This window comes from Apibacter sp., from assembly GCF_025291155.1.
Taxonomy (GTDB): Bacteria; Bacteroidota; Bacteroidia; order Flavobacteriales; family Weeksellaceae; genus Apibacter.
This window is the reverse complement of record NZ_JAMBJZ010000047.1, coordinates 1-15,946: the sequence shown is the minus strand read 5'-3', so window position 1 is coordinate 15,946 and position 15,946 is coordinate 1. Positions and strand designations below refer to the sequence as shown.

Here is a 15,946-nt window from a genome sequence, read left to right as displayed (position 1 = left end):
GAATGGCTTTTTCATATAAGGCTTCTTTTTTTTCTAACATATAAAATTAATCTGCTTTGCTCTATATTTTATAACTCAAATTTATCGATTTTTAATGAGGTATATTAAATAATCTAATTCTTCAATTGATTTAGAGTAATTCAATAATTATACATTTTTTTTCAATAGAAATAATAAAATATCTATAGGATTTTAAATTTCATAATAATAGGTTAGATGACAGAGTATCTAAAATGTAATTTTCTACTATAGTAAAGATTATATTAGAGGTATTTTTTTAGAAATACCTCCTTTATTTTTGATTGCTAGGATGACAAATACAATTTATAGTATGATCATTAACTACTCCAACAGCTTGTAAATAAGCGTAAATTATGGTAGTTCCAACAAATTTAAATCCACGTTTTTTTAAATCTTTTGATATTTTATCTGATAGTTCCGTTGAGGCAGGAACTTCTTTAATATTATTCCATGTATTTAAAACAGGCGTATTATTAACATAATTCCATAAATAATTGCTAAAACTTCCAAATTCATTTTGAACTTGCATGAATTTTTGAGCATTAATAGGGGCCGAATTAATCTTCAGTTTATTTCTAATTAAACCCTCATTTTGTAATAAACTTTCTAATTTTTTAGGAGAATAAGTAGCGATTTGTTTATAATCAAAATTATCGAATGCTTGGCGAAAATTTTCTCTTTTTTTGAGAACCGTAATCCAACTTAATCCAGCTTGAAATCCTTCAAGTAATAGAAATTCAAATAAAATTTGATCATCATAGATTGGTCTTCCCCATTCTTCATCATGGTATTTTTTATCTAGGTCGTCAGATCCTACCCATTCACAACGTGTTTGATTGTTTTTCATAATAAATTAAGATAATCTTTAAATATAACTATCTTTTTATTAATAGTGGGAATTATTAATTTTTTTTTGAATTTCTTTTTCATCTCTTAACGATCTTCTCCAATAATCTTTTTTTTAGGCATATTTTTATCGTAGGGAAAAACATCAGGAAATATATCTTGCCATTTTTTTAACCTTTCGTCATCCCTCCATTCAAAATCAGGTAAATATCTGTTTTGTACGGGAAGTTTACTTTCAGGAAATAGTTTCGATTCCGCATTAAGCTGACAGGAAATTATGTCCATTTTACGATCAAAAAATTCACCTTGTAATATTCCACATATAGATATGCTAATTCCAGTACGTTGTTTTCCTTTAGTTTTGGTATCTTCTTCAACGTAAGTTATTGATTCGGCATTCCCTTTTAAATCAACTAAATGTATTTCTTCCTTTTCAAAGTAGGCGTGCAACATCCTTCCTTTAGCCTGATTAAATTCAAATTTTGGACTTAATGAATCAACTTTACTAATAACAAAGGCATTTGATCTACCATAAATTGAATCTACCGCTTGTGTTGATGTATTTAAATATGCTGATAGTGTATCAGCGGTAAGTTGTCTTCCTCCGGTTGACCAAAATATAGGTTTTTTATAAAAATCTATTCTTCCAATGGTTTCTTGATATACTAATGAATCACTTTTTCCGGAAATATTGGATTTAAATAATCTGCCATTATGAAATCCTCGAATAGTTGATTTTTTGTCTTTTCCTTGAATTGCGATTAATGTATCAGAATGTATATATAATGAATCTTTCGTAAAGGCCTTAACCATATATGGTCTTCCGGTAATCATAGCCGAATCTTTAAATTGGTAAACCTCGGCATATTCTCCAATAAGAAATCTTTTTTCTTTAGGTTCTTCCAGCCTTACATTTTTAACTCCTCTTCCAAAACCCTTAATTTCATCAAAAAATAAATCATTACCGGACAGTATTTTACCTTGATAATAAACTTTACCGTCATTTTTAAGCTCTGATTGCTTAGTTTTTGTTTTATAAGTTCCGTTACTTCCGGTTACATAAACAGTAGGGTCTTTTTTATTTGTTATTCGTGTAAATTTATTAAAAGTTGCAATTTCATTCTTAGCATCATACTTTATATCCGAACCCTCAATAATATATTCTGGAGATTCCAATGTTGAATTTTCACCTAATTCTATACGATTTTCTTTAACAAAATATTTTCCAATTTTAGTATGTGTAACATTCTCACCTTTATAAACCGTTCCCCAGTTGTCAAAATAGGCAACTTCTTGGTTGGCGTCATAAATCATTTTCTCTGTTTCAACCGTTTGATCGGGAGTAACCAATTTTACATTTTTATAAGCAATAGCATTTCTGGAAACTCCACTATATGTTAATTTTTTACAATTTAAAGAAGATTGTTTATCTTTAAAAAAAACATTTCCTCGAGCTTCAATAATATTCTTATCTTGAAAATAAATAACAGAATCAGCTTCTAAATGAGAAGTCTCATGTTCTGCTATAACATGTCCGGAATACACGATATTACCATTAAAAACATGTTCATTCACCTCTTCCATATCAGCATTAAGAAGATTGATTGGTTTAGAATTTACCTTTTTGTTAGGAACCGGTGGTGCAATTTGTGAATATAAAAATACACCTGCAAAGAAAATAAAAAAGAAAATTTTTAATTTCATTTATTAACTTTTCTTTTTAGCATAAAAATATAAAGAGTGACTTTCAATCTCAATATTAAATATTTTTTCTAAAGAATCTTTAATAGTTTGAAGTCTAGGATCACAAAATTCAATAACTTCCCCGGAATCAATCATTAAAATATGATCATGTTGTTTGGCAAAGTATGATTTCTCATATAAAGACTGTAGACCTTCTCCGAATTGATGTTTTCTTACTAATTTAGCATCTAATAATATTTCAATGGTATTGTATATGGTGGCTCTACTCACCCTATAATTTTTTTCTTTCATTCTCATATACAGCCAATCAATATTGAAATGTTCATCAGTAGAATAAATCTCTTCAACTATTGCAAATCTTTCAGGAGTTTTTCTGTGTCCTCTATCCTCTAAATATTTTATGAAAACTTCTTTAACAATTTCAAAATTTTTATTTACGGTATCTGTACTCATAATATAATAATGGATAATATGCAAAGTTAACAAATTAATTAGCTTAATGACATTTTCTTAGTACTTAAAATTATTATAAAGGAGTTAAATATTATTAGTTTTAATTAAAAATGGTTAATTTAAATAATTAAATGGATATATAAATATATTTATTATTTATAAATTTTTGTTGAAAAATTAATTTATAGTACAATTTTTGTTTAAATAAGAATAATGTAATTATTTGTTTTATATAATAATATTTATTTAGGATGTCGTTCACTTTGTCTAGAAATATGAAAATGATAATAGTAATTTATTTAAATACTATTCTACAATTTTTGGTTAGTTGTCATATAAATCAGTCGCAAGAAAAAAAAGCAGAAATTATGAATAAAAAATTAGAAAAAATTACTTTAGGAGGAGGATGTTTCTGGTGTTTAAGCCCTTGCTTTGAGATGTTGGACGGCGTAAATAAAGTTACAGTTGGTTATTCAGGTGGAGAGTATGAAAATGCAAATTATCAAGATGTATGTACCGGATTGACCGATCATGCTGAAGTTGTTGAGTTGGAATATAATCCTGAAGAAATATCATTATTGGAAATTTTAGATATATTTTGGTATTTACACGATCCTACTCAATTAAATAGACAAGGAAATGATATAGGTCGTCAATATAGGTCGATTATATTTTATCGCACGGAAGAACAAAAAATTCTAGCAGAAGAGTCTCTAAAAAAATCTGAAAAATCTGATTTATGGAAAGGTAAGTATGTTACTGAAATAAATCCTTTTAAAGATTTTTATCCCGCAGAAGAGTACCATCAAAATTATTTTATTCATAATCCTAATCAACCCTATTGCAGTGTATTAATCGCTCCAAAAATTCAAAAATTTAGAACAAAATATAATTATAAATTGAAATCTGAATTTCAAAAAAGAAATAATCAAATTTAGCTGGTATTGTTTCTTTCCTATTATTGTATTATTGTATAATTTTTTTAATTATTTAATCATATTCCGTAATAAAACTTCATATATATATAATATTAAATTTGAAATATTTTTATATTATTAATATAAATAAAGTAATTTTAGGCCTATATTAATTTTAAATATATGTTTTTTGAGAGGAATTATTTTAATATATCAATGATTTAATAAAAATTAATTCATTTTTTAAGAAAAAAATTATATATTTGCTTGGCAAAAAACAATATGTCGCTTAATTCTAAAATTGTAGAAGAAGCTATCACATTTGATGATGTTTTGCTTATTCCATCTTATTCCGATGTTCTACCTTCTCAAGTAAATTTACAAACCCAATTAACAAAAAAAATTAAATTAACCATCCCTATCGTTTCGGCAGCTATGGATACAGTTACGGAATCTGGTTTGGCTATTGCTTTAGCTAGAGAAGGAGGCTTGGGATTTATCCATAAAAATATGCCCATTGATCAACAGGCCGTAGAGGTAAATAAGGTAAAAAGATCTGAAAACGGTATGATTTCTAATCCTATTACTTTAAGTCGTCATCATACGTTACAAGATGCGCTCATGTTGATGAAAGAATATAAAATTTCCGGACTGCCTGTGATTGAAGAAGATGACACCTTGGTAGGAATAATAACAAATAGAGATATTAAATATCAGTCAAATTTAAATCAGAAAGTTGAAAATGTAATGTCTAAAGAAAATATAGTTACTTCTTCACGAAATACTTCTTTAGAACAAGCTAAACAGATATTATTAACTAATAGAATTGAAAAACTTCCTATTATTGACGATCACAATAAATTGATTGGTCTTATAACTATTAAGGATATTGATAATTTATTGGAATATCCTAATTCATGTAAAGATTCTGATGGAAGACTTAGAGTGGGTGCAGGAGTAGGAGTTGGTAATGATACCTTAGAAAGGGTAGAAGCTTTAGTAAAGGCAGGTGTAGATATCATTGCGGTTGACTCCGCGCATGGTCATTCGATTAATGTTTTAAATAAAATAAAAGAAATAAGGTCATCTTTTCCAGAATTAGATATTGTAGGAGGAAATATTGTTACTGCAAAAGCTGCAAAAGATTTAATAGATGCAGGGGCTAATTCACTAAAAGTGGGAGTGGGGCCAGGATCTATCTGTACAACCAGAGTAGTTGCCGGTGTTGGCGTTCCCCAATTATCTGCTATTTATAACGTATATGAGTATGCCTATACGCATCAAATACCTGTCATAGCCGATGGAGGTATTAAATTGTCAGGAGATATCGTTAAAGCAATTGCTAGCGGAGCATCTTGTGTCATGTTAGGATCTCTTTTTGCAGGAACCGATGAAGCTCCTGGAGATGAAATTATTTTTCAGGGTAGAAAATTCAAAAGTTATCAAGGTATGGGATCAATTTCAGCAATGAAAAGAGGAAGTAAAGACCGATACTTCCAATCCGGAACTAATAAATTAGTTCCGGAAGGTATAGAGGGTAGAGTTCCTTATAAAGGGAAATTATCTGATGTTGTATATCAATTATGTGGAGGTATTCGTGCAGGTATGGGGTATTGCGGTACTGAAAATATTGAAAAATTGCAAATTGAAAGTAAAATGGTTAAAATTTCCTCTGCAGGTTTAAAAGAAAGTCATCCCCATGATGTAATTATCACGCAAGAAGCACCAAACTATTCAAATTAAAAAAAATATAATTATTTGTTAAAATTTTGGCATAAGTTTTGTCGTCTGCTATATTATTTATAAATAAATTTAACATGAAAAAAGTACTTTTATTGTTTACTATTCTTTTAGGTAGTATGGCAACTTTAAATGCACAGATTGTATCTACACCTCAAACTTCTTCAAACGTAGGTTCTTCACCAATACAAAAGGGAAGTTGGTTAACTGGAGCAGGTATAACTAATCTTGGTTATGATTTTGAAAACGAAGCTTTTTCTTTCAATTTAACTCCTAGAGTAGGTTACTTTCTTTCTAAAGGAATAGCTGTCGGTGCAACCATTGATTTCGGAGCTGTTTTTCAAGATGACTCTAAACCAATCTGGAATTACGGAGTTATGCCATTTGTTAGATATTATATCCCTGAAGGTGCTAATGAAACAGGTAGATTTTTTGCTGAAGGTGATATAGGTTTTAAAGGAGCAGCAGTTAATGGTAGTTCAGATAGTGGATTTGCTTTTGGCGTGAATGTAGGATATGCTCACTTTATTACACATTCTGTTGCTTTAGAAGCAACTGTAGGATACAACTATGCAGAAGCTGTGCAAAATGTAAACAATGGAAATAAACAAAGTGGTTTAGGATTCGGTTTAGGATTTCAAATCTATATACCTCAATCGAAATAACTTCTTATGCTTAAAAAAATCTAAAAACTCTTATCTTTGATAGGAGTTTTTTATTTGTTATAATCATTTCTTTTTATCTTTAAATTTAAAATTTAATTGAAATTTAGTGATAAAAATATGAATTTAACAATAAGATGAAGATAAAAAAAATATTGAAATATTATCTCTTAATTTCAACTCAATTAATAAAATTATAACTTTAACTTTAATAATTAATATCGGAAAATAGAATTAACCTAGATAAAATAAATTATTAGAGAAAAATAAAACATTTAATTTTTATTTTTTGGTAGAAAATAAATGAAATATTAACATTAATAGAGCAAAAGAACTTCCAACACCAATAACTCCTACCCAATTATATCTTTCAAAAGCATATGCTGAAATAAATGTTCCTAATGATCCACCAATAAAATAACTAGTCATATAAATAGTATTTACCCGATTTCCAACCTCAGGATGATTGGAAAAGATGATAGACTGGTTAGTAATTTGTGTGGATTGTACTCCTATATCAATTAATATGATTCCTAATGTCAATCCAATATAGTTATTACCACCATAGTAGAAAATAATCCATGAAAGTAATATCATGAGAGTCGTGAAAACTAATATAGTATTTTTGTTGTATTTGGATATTACTTTACCTATTAAAGCAGCAGCTAAAGCACCGAAAGCTCCTATCAGACCAAATTTACCGGCAATATTACTTGCATTACCATCGCTTAAATGAAAATTTTCTTCTAGATGAAATACCAAAGGTGTCCAAAAAGCACTTAAAGACGCAAAACTTAAGCCACCTCTTAATGCAGCTGAACGTAAAGAGCTATTAGATTTAAAAAGTTGTATAAGTGATAACATTAAATTTTTATAGCTTCCCTTAAAGCTAGGATAAATTTCCGGAAGATAAAAATATATTAATATATACAGAACACACATAATTAATACTGCTATATAGTACATTTCTCTCCAACCGTAAATATCACCTATATATCCACTTAAAACTCTTGATCCTAAAATACCTATTAATAAGCCGCTCATGACAAAACCTACTGCTTTTGGTTTCTCATCGGCTGATGCTAAAGTGGCAGCCATAGGGATGAATAGTTGAGGAATAACTGATGTAAAACCAATAATGAAACTTATCGGAATCAATAATTCAACGGAAGGACTTATTGACATTGCTAGTAAACTTCCAATAATGAAAATAAAATCAATAAGTATAATTTTTTTTCTTCTAAACATATCTCCCAAAGGAATAAGAAAAAATAACCCACAAGCATATCCAATCTGAGTAAACATAGTTATACCACTTATTTTAGATTCACTTACATTAAAATCCTTTGCCATTAAACCTAACAAAGGTTGATTATAATAATTATTTGCTACAACTAATCCTGAACTTATAGCCATTAGCCAAAGTATTTTAGAAGTAAGTTTGGGTTGAGAAACATCCATATGTTATAAATAGTGTTTGATTGATAAAAATATTAAATTAATTTGAAGTTAATGAATATTTTAGTTATCGAATTTTAATTAATTTTATTAAAATGTTAAACTATTTTTTACTAATAAATATAAAATTGAAGAAATAATAATTTTGATGCATTATCCATTTAACAGTTATAAAACTTCATGTGCAAAAATTGTTTTTTAAATAATTATTAAATTTTGTATAAAATACAATTATTTATAGATGCTATAAAATGTTTATAGAATAGAAAATCAAGAAATTTGAAATATCTTTGAATATCTTTATTTTTGTAATTCAATATTAAAATATGGGTAAGGATAAAATTCGTAAATTTGCTGAAAATAAGACATTTAATAACGTTATACAACCTACACGTGAGGAAGTAATGTCAAATTTTCTTTATAAAGGTAATTGGAAAGAGAAATTTTTTAAAAATGATAATCCCATAATTGTAGAATTAGGTTGTGGAAAAGGAGAATATACGGTAGGCTTGGCTAAATACTTTCCTAATAAAAATTTTTTAGGTATAGATATCAAAGGTGCACGTTTTTGGAGAGGTGCTAAAACTGCAACTGAGCAGAATATTAGTAACGTGGGTTTTTTACGTGTTCAAATTGAATTAATCGAATATGTTTTTTCAATCGGAGAAGTGGACGAAATTTGGATCACTTTTCCAGATCCTCAAATTAAATATAAAAGGACTAAACATCGTTTGGTAAATCCTATATTTTTGGATAAATATAAAAAAATAATGAAGGAGGAGGGAACCATACATTTAAAAACTGATAGTGAATTTTTACATGGTTATGCTAATGGTCTAATAACTGGAATGGGATATAAAGTATTGTCTTCTCATCATGATATCTATGGAGCGCCAGAATATGAATTACCAAGCTATGTGAGAGAAATAAAAACCTTTTATGAGAAAATGTTCTTAAATGAGGGTAAACCGATAACATATTTAAATTTCAAGCTGAAAACATAATTTTATCTTTGTATGTATATGTAGTTATTTAATTATGTGTTTTATAGCGTAAGAATAATATAAAATATTTTAAATAAAAAAAGGATTGAAATCTCAATCCTTTTTTATAAATATATTATTATTAAACTATAAATCAATCACAAAGTATAATTCCTTTATTATTGTTAAATTCTAATAATCCGCTTTTAATTGTAAATATTTTATATTTTCCGTCATCTTTTAGTTTATGAGATGAAGTGGAACTTATATTCTCAAGTTTAATAGTACCTGGTTCGAGTGTTGAAACAATAGAAGCATGATTTTCTAACATTTGAAATTCCCCCATAGAACCGGGAACTGAGATAGAAGACACTTCACCATCAAAAATAACTTCTTCTGGGGTAAGTATTTGTATTTTCATCAGAATTAAAATTATTACTGAGATACTTTATTTTTTTAATTCAGCTAGTAGCTTTTCACCATGTTCAATAACTTCTTCAATAGTTCCTTTAAGATTGAAAGCTGCTTCAGGGTATTGATCCAATTCTCCGTTAAGAATCATATTAAATCCTTTGATAGTATCTTTAATATCAACTAAAGCCCCCGGAGTACCGGTAAATTGTTCGGCCACATGGAAAGGTTGAGAAAGGAATCTTTGTACTTTTCTAGCTCGATAAACTACTAACTTATCTTCTTCACTAAGCTCTTCCATACCTAATATCGCTATAATGTCTTGCAAATCCTTATATCTTTGTAAGATTTCTTTAACGTTTTGAGCACATTGGTAATGATCATTACCTAAAATCTCAGGAGAAAGAATTCTAGAGGTAGACTGCAATGGATCCACTGCAGGATAAATACCTAGAGAAGCAATTTTTCTGTCTAAAACAGTTGTTGCATCTAGGTAAGCAAAGGTAGTTGCAGGTGCAGGGTCAGTTAAATCGTCTGCCGGTACGTATACTGCCTGTACAGAGGTAATTGAACCGTTTTTAGTGGAAGTGATTCGTTCTTGAAGTGCACCCATCTCACTTGCCAATGTCGGTTGATAACCTACGGCTGAAGGCATACGGCCTAATAATGCAGAAACTTCAGATCCGGCTTGTGTAAAACGGAATATATTATCAATAAAAAATAGTACATCACGTCCTTTTCCCGCTCCTAAACCATCGCGATAATATTCAGCCAATGTCAATCCGGAGAGAGCTACTCTGGCACGAGCTCCTGGAGGTTCGTTCATTTGACCAAACACGAAGGCAACTTTTGAAGTCTTCAGGGCTTCAAAGTCTACCTTAGAAAGATCCCAACCTCCTTCTTCCATTGATTTCATAAATTCATCTCCATAAGAGATAATTTTAGATTCTAACATTTCTCGAAGAAGATCATTTCCTTCACGGGTACGTTCTCCTACGCCGGCGAATACGGATAAACCACCGTGTCCTTTGGCTATATTATTAATTAATTCTTGAATTAAAACTGTTTTACCTACTCCGGCACCTCCGAAAAGCCCAACTTTACCTCCTTTTGAATAAGGTTCAATTAAATCGATTACTTTGATACCTGTGTATAATACTTCAGCTGAGGTTGAAATATCTTCAAAATTTGGAGAGGGTCTATGTATAGGAAGTTCATGTGTTTTAGGCACATCACCGATGCCGTCAATTGCTTTTCCAATAACATTGAACAAACGTCCATTTATTTCTTCTCCGATAGGAACTGTTATAGGCTTATTGGTAGCTATTACTTCTTGTCCACGATATAATCCATCAGTAGCATCCATCGCTATACATCGTACCGTATCTTGCCCAATATGTTGCTCCACTTCAAGGATTAGATTAGGCTCATTATTATTTTTTGTAACTTCCAATGCATCATATATATTTGGGAGTTGTTCTACTTCTTCAAAAACAACATCTATTACTGGGCCTATAACCTGAGATATTTTTCCTTTATTAACCGTTACCATATAATTTAAAATTCAATTAATTACATTTCATTTAAGGTATTGCAAATATAGTATTTTAATGCTTATATGCCTTGAAAAAATATTAAAAAAAATCATATTTTTGCAGATAATTTGTTTTAAACACCTGTGAATATTCATACAAAAAATCTAAATATATCAAAAAATCATAAAATAATCTTAACCTTGGGTATGTTCGATGGAGTACATTTAGGACATCAATATGTGTTAAAATATTTAAGCGATATTGCAAAAAAGGAGGAAGCTGAAACAGCTGTTATGACCTTTAATCCACATCCGCGTTTAGTTTTACAACCTTTTACTGGATTTGAATTACTTACTACTTTAGAAGAAAAGATACAACTGTTGGAAAAATTTAATGTTCAACATTTGTTTATTCAGGAATTTACTAAAGACTTTAGCCAATTAAGCGCGTTGGAATTTGTCAGAGATATATTAGTCGCCCGTTTGCACATACACTCTCTTGTTATCGGATATGATCATCAATTCGGAAATAATAGAGATGGAAATTATGAACGTTTGCAAATGTTTTCCAAGCAATTCGGTTTTAAGCTTTATAAACTTCCTGCTTTAAGCGGAAATAATTCCGTTATTAGTTCTACGAAAATTAGAAATAAAATTAGCGAAGGTAAAATTATTAGAGCTAATGAGTATTTAGGATACAACTTTCTAATGAAAGGAAAAGTTATTAAGGGAGATAAAATTGGTGCAACTTTAGGCTTTCCTACTGCAAATATTGAAATTGACGAACATAAAATTTGTCCCAAAAATGGAGTCTATTTTGTTAAGGTAAAAATTAAAGAAAACTATTTTTATGGGATGATGAATATTGGAAAGCGACCTACAGTTAATGGATTAAATAAACAAATTGAAGTGCATATACTTGATTTTAATAGGGATATTTATGGGGAGGAAATAGAAATTTATTTTTATGACAGATCTCGTGATGAAAATAAATTCTCATCTTTAGAGGAATTGAAAAATAGGTTAGCTATAGATAAAGAGAATACGATTAATTATTTTAAAAAAATGCCCTAATATTTTTATTTATTAGGGATTTTATATTATTAAAGAAAATAAAAGCTATTTAATCGAAATTGGTTTTTACATTAATTAACTTTAAGGTAATTAACAAAGGTACGTAAGCACCTATTTTATTCTCGTCTCCATAGAGTCCATACGCGGTAAAAGAGGGAAGTACTATTTCAGCAACATCGCCTTTCCCCATCATATATAGAGCACTTTCAATGCCTCGTATTTCTTTAAATTTTCCTAAAATTCCTTGTTTTTCACCAAATTCATCGAAGCTATATATAATATCACCTGAAAGGGTCTTAATTTCTGCTGAATAGATTACACCGTCATTATTTTTAGGCTTTAATAATTTTTTTTCTATTATATATCGAAACCATATTCCTGAGGAAGTAGCTAAAAACTTTTGATGTAAGGAATCTTCTCGCATATTAATCCATTTTTGTAAGAAATTTCTTTCCTTATCTTCTCTTTCTTTTGAATTTTTTAATATTTCATTTTTATATTTCGATGTATACTTATTTTCAGGAAGAAAAATTTCTTTTTTCTGACAAGTATTGAATAAAAATATGCTTAGTAAAATAAGATAAGTATTATTAAGAAATTTCATTTACTTCAGTTTTAATAATATTTTTAAATCTTGAAATGGTATCCATAAGAGAAAGTTCGCTTTTCCCACCTGCAGCATTAATATGCCCGCCTCCACTAAAATATTTTCTTGAAAATTTATTTACATCAAATTCGCCTTTGGATCTGAAAGAAATTTTAACGAAATCATTTTGAATATCTTCCATAAAGAAAGCAACAAATTTTATTCCGATTATAGAGAGTCCATAATTAACAAATCCTTCTGTATCACCTTTCTGATACCCAAATTCAAGTAGTTGATTTTTAGTGATATATAAAATAGCTGTATTTTTATCCTGGATTAATTCTATTGAATCCAATACGGTACCTAATAGCTTAAGTCTTTCGGGAGTATTACAATCAAAAATATTAGATGAAATAATATTGGGTTGGGCTCCCATATCAATGAGTGAAGCTATTATTTTGTGAGTTTCTGAAGTGGTATTTTTAAAACGGAAACTTCCTGTATCAGTTAAAATTCCCGTATAAAGACAGGTAGCAATATTTTCATCGATTTTTGATACTTCTCCCAACGTTTCGATAAATTTATATATCATTTGACAAGTTGCCGGTTGTGAAGTATCTGAATAAACATAATCGAAACAATCTGGATTTTGATGATGATCAATTAAAATTTTAATGGCTTTTGATTCATTTAATTTTGTTTCAAGCTGATTAATCCTTGTAGATGTGTTGAAATCAAGACAAAAAATTAAATCTGCATTTTTAAATGCTATATCTACAAATTTAGTTCGATATTCGCCGATAATTATATTTTTAGCATCAGGCATCCATTTTAAAAACTTAGGAAATTCATTGGGAACAATTATAGTTGATTGAACACCTATTTTATGTAAAAAATGATATAAGCCTAATGAAGATCCTATGGCATCGCCATCTGGATTTTGATGTGCAAGGATAAGTATATTTTCTTTTTCTTTTATTAGTTGTTTAATTTCAATTAATTTTTCATATGTAAACATCGTAATATAATTTTTGAAAAGGTAAAAAAAATCACTCTTAGGTAGAGTGATTCTTTATGTAAGTGGCAAATTTAATTTAAAAATTTTAATAATTATCGTAGGCATTTGTAGCATCACCTCCAAAATCCCATGTTAATCCAAATCGTAAGGTATTATCCAACGCGTTGTTTATACTTGATGTAGTAATTAGGTATGAAAAATCAATTCCAAATGATTGATATTTAAGACCTGCTCCCAGTGTAACATATTGCCTACCTCCTTTATCTGGATTCTCGTAAAAATATCCGGTTCGGAATGAAAAAGCATTATTGTATGTATATTCGCCTGATATACTGTAAGTAATTTCTTTTCCTACATCTTTATTGCTGAAAGAATTAAACATACCAGAAATAAAACTCTTATCGGGAACTTTATAGGTAATGCTTCCGTCAGGATTTTTGACTTCTTCTGGTGCCGGTACTAATAGCTTGGATGCTTCTAAGGTAAGTCCTAATTTGTTCTCTTCATCGAAATACAAGTCATAGCCAACTCCTAGTCTTAAATTTGTAGGCAAATAGCTTGAATTTTCTTTATTATCGGAATAATCTAATTTAGGTCCCATATTAAAAATTCCCCAACCGGCTCTCCATCTACCTTCATAGTTATTGAAAGAACGGCTTTTATCAGATTGAAAATATCCAGTTACATCTACTGCGAATGTATTTGCAGCCTTTGTTTGTGCTGATGAATTATCTACATTATTGAATAAATCCGAACGAATATATCTTGCTGTTACAGCCATGGAATATACATCAGCTAATTTAAGGCCGTAAGAAACATCAATTGAAAATTCATTCGGTTTGGAAATTCCTTTTTCAACGATATTATTACCTAATAGCTCATTAAGTTGAATTTCTCCCATGTTAAAATAATAAATGCTTGCACCTAGTGTACTTCTTTCTTCTTCTCCTAGAAATGTATAAAAAGTACCATTTAATAAAAATACATCACTAGTTAGTTTATTCATATAAGGAGTATAGGAAAGTCCAACTCCTGAATAACTTGTTCCAAATACATATTTCGATGGATTCCAAAATTGTGAAAATCCATCGGGTGAAGTGGCAACCCCCTGATCACCTAAACCACCCGAACGCGCATCTGGTGAGATTCTAAGGAATGGGGCTCCGGTAACAATGGCGTAATTTCTATTCTGAGCCTTAAAGGCACTAAATAATAATAACGTCATAATTAAAATTCTTTTTTTCATGAACTATTTGAGTTAAATAATATTATTTTGAATTATAGCTTTTTTTATTACAAAAATATATTTTATTTTAATATTACCAATTTTTCAATTTGAGAAACAGATCCTTTACAAAATTCAGATGTTCCTTTTACTTTTACACGATAAACATATACGCCTTTTCCAATTTTGTCTCCATAATCATCCAATCCATCCCATTCGATTCCATATTTATCTGTTCTATACCCTTCACTAAAAGGTTGCGAAGTTACAGTTTGATTGATAGTTTTAACTAATTTTCCGGATATAGTGAAAATTTGAACTTGAACATCTAAAATATCAGGACAGTTATGTTCAAAATGGAAAAAAGTTTTTGTTGTAAAAGGATTAGGCCAATTCAGAAGCTTTTTTATAATCAACCCCTGATCACCATTATCTACGACTAAAAAGTCTAACGTTGCTGTAGATGAATTATTATTAATATCCCATACTTTAAAAGTAATGGTATGGTTTCCGGGATCCAAATCATATAATCTGTACCAAACTTTGCCTTTCTGATAATCTTTCAATTTTGGATTTAAACAAGGAGATGATTCTCCTCCGGTAAAGAAGTCATTCAGAATAATAGTACCATTCACGTTGTTATTTAATATTCCTGTAATATCATGACCGATTCCTAACCCGGTTGAGTTAATACCCGTACTGTCTGTAATACATGCCAAAAGATATGGTGATCGATCTGTTAAACCTCCGTTAGCGAAATTTAAATTATTCATATATAATCCTATTTTCGGTCCTTCATCATCGTTAATGCCATTAGGATTAATATCACCAATTTTTAGATCATATTTATAATTAAAAGCGTCAATTTTAGAATTGTCTGAATATAAAATCAATTTTCCTTTCCCTACTTCGTAATTTATGTCTTTAGGTACATAAAATTCTATTTTAAAATTTCCATTTTTAACTTGAGAACCAACTTTATAAATAGAGTTGTTTTGTTCTTTATATTCAAGTGGAGGATTTAAAGAGTTTAGATTGAAGTTATTGAGGGTTTTCTTTTCAATGGGTTTATCATAAAGTATGGTTTGTATACTACCAGAAAAAGATGTGTCTGGTTTATCATTCTCGTCTAAGACTTGTCCTTCTAATGTTATAAAATCTAAAGCTCTTATGGTCTCAGAAAAATTGTCCGCATCTTTTCCATTTATTTTAGTTAATTTTATTTTACGTTTTGGATATGCGAGAGATTGAGCAGGATCACCCAATAAAGATATTTTTCGATTATCTCCATGTCTAAATTCTTTTTTTGATAAA

15 protein-coding genes are annotated in these 15,946 nt (G+C 29.4%); 5 read left to right on the top strand and 10 right to left on the bottom strand.

The genetic code is table 11. The annotated features are described in order from the left end of the window. Positions 1–292: 292 nt before the first annotated feature. The 3 genes from M3Z80_RS05955 to M3Z80_RS05945 all read right to left on the bottom strand — a co-directional run bounded on the left by M3Z80_RS05955 (position 293) and on the right by M3Z80_RS05945 (position 3,024). Positions 293–868: a DNA-3-methyladenine glycosylase I gene (locus M3Z80_RS05955; protein WP_293918489.1), complete on the bottom strand. Its 576-nt coding sequence runs from the start codon at positions 866–868 to the stop codon at positions 293–295. 86 nt (positions 869–954) lie between these two features. Next, a complete protein-coding gene (locus M3Z80_RS05950) occupies positions 955–2,571 on the bottom strand; it encodes an OstA-like protein (protein ID WP_293918488.1) in 1,617 nt (538 codons plus the stop codon). Between the two features lie 3 nt (positions 2,572–2,574). After that, a complete protein-coding gene (locus M3Z80_RS05945; RefSeq protein ID WP_293918486.1) occupies positions 2,575–3,024 on the bottom strand; it encodes a Fur family transcriptional regulator in 450 nt (149 codons plus the stop codon). 275 nt (positions 3,025–3,299) lie between these two features. On the opposite strand from M3Z80_RS05945, the gene msrA reads away from it, so the two are divergent. The 3 genes from msrA (at position 3,300) to M3Z80_RS05930 (ending at position 6,346) form a co-directional block, all read left to right on the top strand. Then, positions 3,300–3,962, top strand: coding sequence for a peptide-methionine (S)-S-oxide reductase MsrA (msrA, locus tag M3Z80_RS05940; RefSeq protein ID WP_293918484.1), 663 nt, complete (start codon positions 3,300–3,302; stop codon positions 3,960–3,962). A 261-nt stretch (positions 3,963–4,223) separates the two neighbouring features. Then, positions 4,224–5,684, top strand: coding sequence for an IMP dehydrogenase (gene guaB / locus M3Z80_RS05935; RefSeq protein ID WP_293918490.1), 1,461 nt, complete (start codon positions 4,224–4,226; stop codon positions 5,682–5,684). 74 nt (positions 5,685–5,758) lie between these two features. Then, positions 5,759–6,346: a hypothetical protein gene (locus tag M3Z80_RS05930; protein ID WP_293918482.1), complete on the top strand. Its 588-nt coding sequence runs from the start codon at positions 5,759–5,761 to the stop codon at positions 6,344–6,346. A 279-nt stretch (positions 6,347–6,625) separates the two neighbouring features. Here M3Z80_RS05930 and M3Z80_RS05925 read toward each other — a convergent pair whose 3' ends face one another. Next, positions 6,626–7,804: an MFS transporter gene (locus M3Z80_RS05925; protein ID WP_293918480.1), complete on the bottom strand. Its 1,179-nt coding sequence runs from the start codon at positions 7,802–7,804 to the stop codon at positions 6,626–6,628. 323 nt (positions 7,805–8,127) lie between these two features. On the opposite strand from M3Z80_RS05925, the gene trmB reads away from it, so the two are divergent. Continuing rightward, complete coding sequence (gene trmB, locus M3Z80_RS05920) at positions 8,128–8,805, top strand: tRNA (guanosine(46)-N7)-methyltransferase TrmB (RefSeq protein ID WP_293918478.1); 678 nt, start codon at positions 8,128–8,130, stop codon at positions 8,803–8,805. A 133-nt stretch (positions 8,806–8,938) separates the two neighbouring features. Here trmB and M3Z80_RS05915 read toward each other — a convergent pair whose 3' ends face one another. Together M3Z80_RS05915 and atpD are read right to left on the bottom strand one after the other, a co-directional pair. Then, positions 8,939–9,205 (bottom strand): FoF1 ATP synthase subunit delta/epsilon, encoded by a 267-nt coding sequence (locus M3Z80_RS05915; RefSeq protein ID WP_293918477.1) that lies wholly within the window; start codon positions 9,203–9,205, stop codon positions 8,939–8,941. Between the two features lie 27 nt (positions 9,206–9,232). Next, positions 9,233–10,747 (bottom strand): F0F1 ATP synthase subunit beta, encoded by a 1,515-nt coding sequence (gene atpD / locus M3Z80_RS05910; RefSeq protein ID WP_293918476.1) that lies wholly within the window; start codon positions 10,745–10,747, stop codon positions 9,233–9,235. A 126-nt stretch (positions 10,748–10,873) separates the two neighbouring features. On the opposite strand from atpD, the gene M3Z80_RS05905 reads away from it, so the two are divergent. Then, complete coding sequence (locus M3Z80_RS05905; RefSeq protein ID WP_293918474.1) at positions 10,874–11,803, top strand: bifunctional riboflavin kinase/FAD synthetase; 930 nt, start codon at positions 10,874–10,876, stop codon at positions 11,801–11,803. A gap of 49 nt (positions 11,804–11,852) precedes the next feature. Here the strand turns inward: M3Z80_RS05905 and M3Z80_RS05900 are convergent, their stop codons facing one another. The 4 genes from M3Z80_RS05900 to M3Z80_RS05885 form a co-directional block, all read right to left on the bottom strand. Continuing rightward, positions 11,853–12,407 carry an FKBP-type peptidyl-prolyl cis-trans isomerase gene (locus M3Z80_RS05900; protein ID WP_293918473.1) on the bottom strand — a complete coding sequence of 185 codons (555 nt, stop codon included), beginning with the start codon at positions 12,405–12,407 and terminating at the stop codon, positions 11,853–11,855. Further along, a complete protein-coding gene (locus M3Z80_RS05895) occupies positions 12,394–13,407 on the bottom strand; it encodes a DHH family phosphoesterase (RefSeq protein ID WP_293918471.1) in 1,014 nt (337 codons plus the stop codon). The genes M3Z80_RS05900 and M3Z80_RS05895 overlap by 14 nt, the downstream gene beginning before the upstream one ends. Positions 13,408–13,492: 85 nt before the next feature. After that, positions 13,493–14,653 carry a type IX secretion system outer membrane channel protein PorV gene (gene porV / locus M3Z80_RS05890; RefSeq protein ID WP_293918470.1) on the bottom strand — a complete coding sequence of 387 codons (1,161 nt, stop codon included), beginning with the start codon at positions 14,651–14,653 and terminating at the stop codon, positions 13,493–13,495. Between the two features lie 62 nt (positions 14,654–14,715). Beyond that, positions 14,716–15,946: T9SS type A sorting domain-containing protein (locus tag M3Z80_RS05885; RefSeq protein WP_293918468.1), on the bottom strand; the 1,231-nt coding region annotated here is incomplete at its 5' end.

Bases quoted from the DNA above. Each gene is read 5' to 3' on its own strand.
- M3Z80_RS05915 (WP_293918477.1), bottom strand. From the start codon at position 9,205: ATGAAAATACAAATACTTACCCCAGAAGAAGTTATTTTTGATGGTGAA.
- M3Z80_RS05930 (WP_293918482.1), top strand. From the start codon at position 5,759: ATGAAAAAAGTACTTTTATTGTTTACTATTCTTTTAGGTAGTATGGCA.
- M3Z80_RS05895 (WP_293918471.1), bottom strand. From the start codon at position 13,407: ATGTTTACATATGAAAAATTAATTGAAATTAAACAACTAATAAAAGAA.
- trmB (WP_293918478.1), top strand. From the start codon at position 8,128: ATGGGTAAGGATAAAATTCGTAAATTTGCTGAAAATAAGACATTTAAT.
- M3Z80_RS05925 (WP_293918480.1), bottom strand. From the start codon at position 7,804: ATGGATGTTTCTCAACCCAAACTTACTTCTAAAATACTTTGGCTAATG.
- porV (WP_293918470.1), bottom strand. From the start codon at position 14,653: ATGAAAAAAAGAATTTTAATTATGACGTTATTATTATTTAGTGCCTTT.
- M3Z80_RS05950 (WP_293918488.1), bottom strand. From the start codon at position 2,571: ATGAAATTAAAAATTTTCTTTTTTATTTTCTTTGCAGGTGTATTTTTA.
- M3Z80_RS05945 (WP_293918486.1), bottom strand. From the start codon at position 3,024: ATGAGTACAGATACCGTAAATAAAAATTTTGAAATTGTTAAAGAAGTT.
- guaB (WP_293918490.1), top strand. From the start codon at position 4,224: ATGTCGCTTAATTCTAAAATTGTAGAAGAAGCTATCACATTTGATGAT.
- atpD (WP_293918476.1), bottom strand. From the start codon at position 10,747: ATGGTAACGGTTAATAAAGGAAAAATATCTCAGGTTATAGGCCCAGTA.
- M3Z80_RS05955 (WP_293918489.1), bottom strand. From the start codon at position 868: ATGAAAAACAATCAAACACGTTGTGAATGGGTAGGATCTGACGACCTA.
- msrA (WP_293918484.1), top strand. From the start codon at position 3,300: ATGAAAATGATAATAGTAATTTATTTAAATACTATTCTACAATTTTTG.
- M3Z80_RS05900 (WP_293918473.1), bottom strand. From the start codon at position 12,407: ATGAAATTTCTTAATAATACTTATCTTATTTTACTAAGCATATTTTTA.